Source organism: Streptomyces sp. NPDC001781 (genome assembly GCF_053596035.1).
In genome coordinates this window covers 1-3,350 of the sequence record NZ_JBSFFI010000071.1, presented here as the reverse complement: position 1 = coordinate 3,350, position 3,350 = coordinate 1, and the positions used below count along the sequence as shown (strand labels likewise).

Below are 3,350 nucleotides of genomic sequence, written 5' to 3'. Positions count from 1 at the left end.
GGCTGGGGTGCGTCGTCCTCATCGAATCCGCACTCCCGGCGCAGCGCGGCGCCGGACAGTTCCTGCCGGTCGTAGGCCAGCACCGCGTTCGCCGAGCGGTCCGGGCGCAGCGCCAGCTCGCTCATGTCGTACCAGACGACCCACTGCGCCGGGTCCTCCTCGCCGGACGCGGCGAGCCGGGGCTGAAGGTAACCGCGCGTCAGGGAGTCGCAGATCAGCTCGGCGAGCGGCGCGATGTGCGCCTTCAGCGCGCCCTCGTCAATCTGCCAGGCCGTCCAGTGGTTCGCCTGGGACATGCCGGTCATGATCTCGGACGGGATGTCCATCTTGGTAGCCAGGCGCCGGATCGCGGAGTCCCGCCGCTCGATCGTCTTCTGGTCGATGGCCAGCGTGAAGTCAATGTGTTTGATCTTGTCGATGACGTCGGCCGGACCGACCAGCGGAATCGGGATCACGGCGGACGCGGTGCCCGGGTTCTGGATCGCCGTGGCGGCGATCTCCACCCACTCCGCCATCAGCGGGTTCGGTGCGCCCTCGAACTCCTCGCGCACCGGGAAGTTCAGTTCGTCCGGGATGGCGACGATGCCAGCCGACGCGAGCCGGGACAGGTACTCCGCCGTGATCTTCCGATTGATCAGTTCCAGCTCGCGCATACACTCCAGGGCGCTGCGCGCCGGGGAGTCGGCCATGTGGAAATAGCGGCCGTGCGGGCGCCACACGCGGACGACGTGGTGCTCCGGGGCGAGGTCGCGCCAGTCCTGGCCGGGGGTGACGGAGTTCTCGTCCATCACCTGGTACGTGCCGGACTGAGAACGGATCTCATCCACCGAGCGGACCTGCCACTGCTCGGCCCGGTCGGTGGTCTCGCCGACCAGGTAGCCCTCGCCGGGGAGGGAGAGCTGAATGGACAGCCGGCGCATGAGCTGCGCCTGGCCGCCGACCCCGCCGGACAGCCGCATCATCAGATCGGCGGCCGTGCCGCTGGTGACGATCTCCGGTTCGTCCGAGTCAGGCTGGAGCCGGGCCGCGCGCAGGCGCACCCGGGACAGCATGTTGGCCTGCCAGTCGGTGCCGAAATTGAACTCGCCCAGCGTGTCGTAGTGCCGCCACACCTCGTGCTGCCACTTCTCGGTGTGCCGCAGGAACTGCGCCTCGGGACCGCGCGGCGGGCTGGCGGCGGCCGTCAGGGCGTCGGGGGCTGCGGCCGGCGGCGGCACGGAGCTGACGACGCTGCCACGGCGAAAGGCGTCGTACCACGGCACTGGCTACCTCCCGGATCGGATCCGGGGCGCATGGTAGCCGCGATCACCCGATTCGCCGTTTTCACGGCAGACGGGGCACTGCGCCCCGGACACACGTGAGCCCCGCCTGGCCACCACACCGGCGGGGCTCACGCACCCCTGCGCACCCGACCCGAGGAAGTCCGGGGCCGCGTCCCGCACTGTACGTCCGACGCACGCTCGCACCAACTCACACAACTAAGCCCCGAGGCCCTGCGGGCCAAGGGGCTTATGCGGCGGGGCGATCAGGCGGACGTCACCTTCGCGTACTCCTCGGGCAGCCGCTTCGTGTAGTCGGCCACGCACTCCGGCGCGACCTCCACGTCCGTGACCTGGGCGACTGTCTTGCGGTCCACGTCGTTGCTGCCGCGCGCCGCCCGGAACAAGTTGAGCATCACGTCGCCCGTGCCGGGGCGCACCCACGAACCGACGACGGTGTGGTCTCCCCCGCCAGGCATCCCGGGTACGGGGCGGTATCCGACGGTGAGCCCCTGCATGGCGCTGGCCATCGCCAGGTGGACGGGGTCAGGTGTGGTGGCAGTCATGGTCGGTTCCTCCCGGGGTTCCGTGTTCCGATGAATTAATTAAACCATGACTGTCTCCGTGCGCGCAACCCTGGACACGACGAAGCCCCGAGGCCCTGCGGACCAAGGGGCTCGGGGTCGGACGGCTCACATACCGGCGAGGCGGGCCCGCAACTTGTCGGCCAGCGCCCGGCCCGGGTCCTTCGGCATGGCCTTGATCTCCGCCCGGTTGCCCGAGGTGAAGACGGTCAGAGTGCCTATCAGCGGCCCGGCGCTCCACTGCACGGAGCTGATCTTGTTGTACGGGAAGTCTTCCAGGGTCTGGGACAGGAACCCGTGCTTGAAGAACAGCAGCCGTTTGTCGGTCATGGCGACCAGGCCCTGCCCGCCGCCGTACTGCCCTATCGCCAGGGTCTCCACGGTCTCGCCATCCCACAGCACCTCCGGGAGTTTCCTGATCTCCCGCTTGGCGCCGAGCGCGCTGGGCAGGCGGGAGGTTGCCGCGTCGATGTCGGGCCGCACGTCCAAAGGCTTCATGGCGCACATCCTTCCATCAGTGCTCGTCGGCGGCAGGGGGCCGGTGGAACTGGGCGAGGGATTGCCGGGACCGGTTCGCCGTGCGGAAGGACAGCGACCACGGGCCAGTGTTCATCGAGAAGTCCTTGCCGAAGCCCACCCACATGCCCTCCAGCCGTCGGCCGGTCGGGTCCACGAGCATCTGGATCGCGCCGTGGTACCTGGCGCCCTTGTAGTACCCGTCTTTCGCGGTCTGCTCGGTCCACACGCCGGTGACGGTCATCCCGTCCACGGTGAGGTCCATGGACAGCGGGGAGTGCGGGTTGGACGAAGCGCCGGGCAGGGACTGCACGGTGAGCCGGGAGCCGTGCTGGAGCAGCACGACGTGGTGCAGCCCGACGAACGTCCCGCCCCGCCCGGACGACGGGTACTCGTACCGGGACAGCCAGACTCCGGACAGGCTGTGCAGCGACGCGGCCGGCTGGTCGGCAGGGTTGTCCGGCAGATCCGCGCCGCCGGTCCCGGAGACGCTGAACCCCAGTTCTTCGGCGGACCGGCGGGTGACGCGCTCCAGGGCGCGGCGGTGCGCCGGCTGCGGGCACGCGATGTCCCCGTGCTCCCAGCGCTGCACCAGCCTCTTGGACGCGGTAGGAGCCCCGGCCCGCTGAAGGGCGTGGGCGAGGTCTTGCTGACTCATCAACATGCCCTCACGCACGGCGCGCAGGGCGAGGTTCTGTGTGGTGGCCATACCCCTGTTGTACCCGAACCGCCGTGAAATGACACCGGAATGACGCCTTGTTAGGGCGCCGACGACACCCCCTGACGCCAGGCAGGGTAGACCCGTAGCCCGCCGACCCCTGGAGGACCCGATGACCGCCGTGCTCACACTTCCCGCGCCCGCCGTCACCGCCCGCCGCGCGGCCCGCATCTTTTCCGCCTGGTCGGCCGACGAGGACATGCCGGACGTGGCCGGCTGCGCCGAGGACGCGGTGCGCGTGCTCGCCATCCGGGCCGCCGTGCTGGAGGAGAC

General features: G+C 69.9%; 4 protein-coding genes. All 4 read right to left on the bottom strand.

The window, feature by feature from the left end; translation table 11 throughout:
- On the bottom strand, nucleotides 1-1,262 hold a 1,262-nt coding region (locus tag ACWCV3_RS28590; protein WP_451230158.1), incomplete at its 3' end, for a hypothetical protein.
- A 263-nt stretch (nucleotides 1,263-1,525) separates the two neighbouring features.
- On the bottom strand, nucleotides 1,526-1,825 hold the full coding sequence (locus tag ACWCV3_RS28585; protein WP_451230156.1) for a hypothetical protein: 300 nt from the start codon (nucleotides 1,823-1,825) through the stop codon (nucleotides 1,526-1,528).
- A 126-nt stretch (nucleotides 1,826-1,951) separates the two neighbouring features.
- On the bottom strand, nucleotides 1,952-2,341 hold the full coding sequence (locus ACWCV3_RS28580) for a PH domain-containing protein (RefSeq protein WP_451230153.1): 390 nt from the start codon (nucleotides 2,339-2,341) through the stop codon (nucleotides 1,952-1,954).
- A gap of 16 nt (nucleotides 2,342-2,357) precedes the next feature.
- Nucleotides 2,358-3,068: a helix-turn-helix domain-containing protein gene (locus ACWCV3_RS28575; RefSeq protein WP_451230150.1), complete on the bottom strand. Its 711-nt coding sequence runs from the start codon at nucleotides 3,066-3,068 to the stop codon at nucleotides 2,358-2,360.
- Nucleotides 3,069-3,350 lie beyond the last annotated feature (282 nt).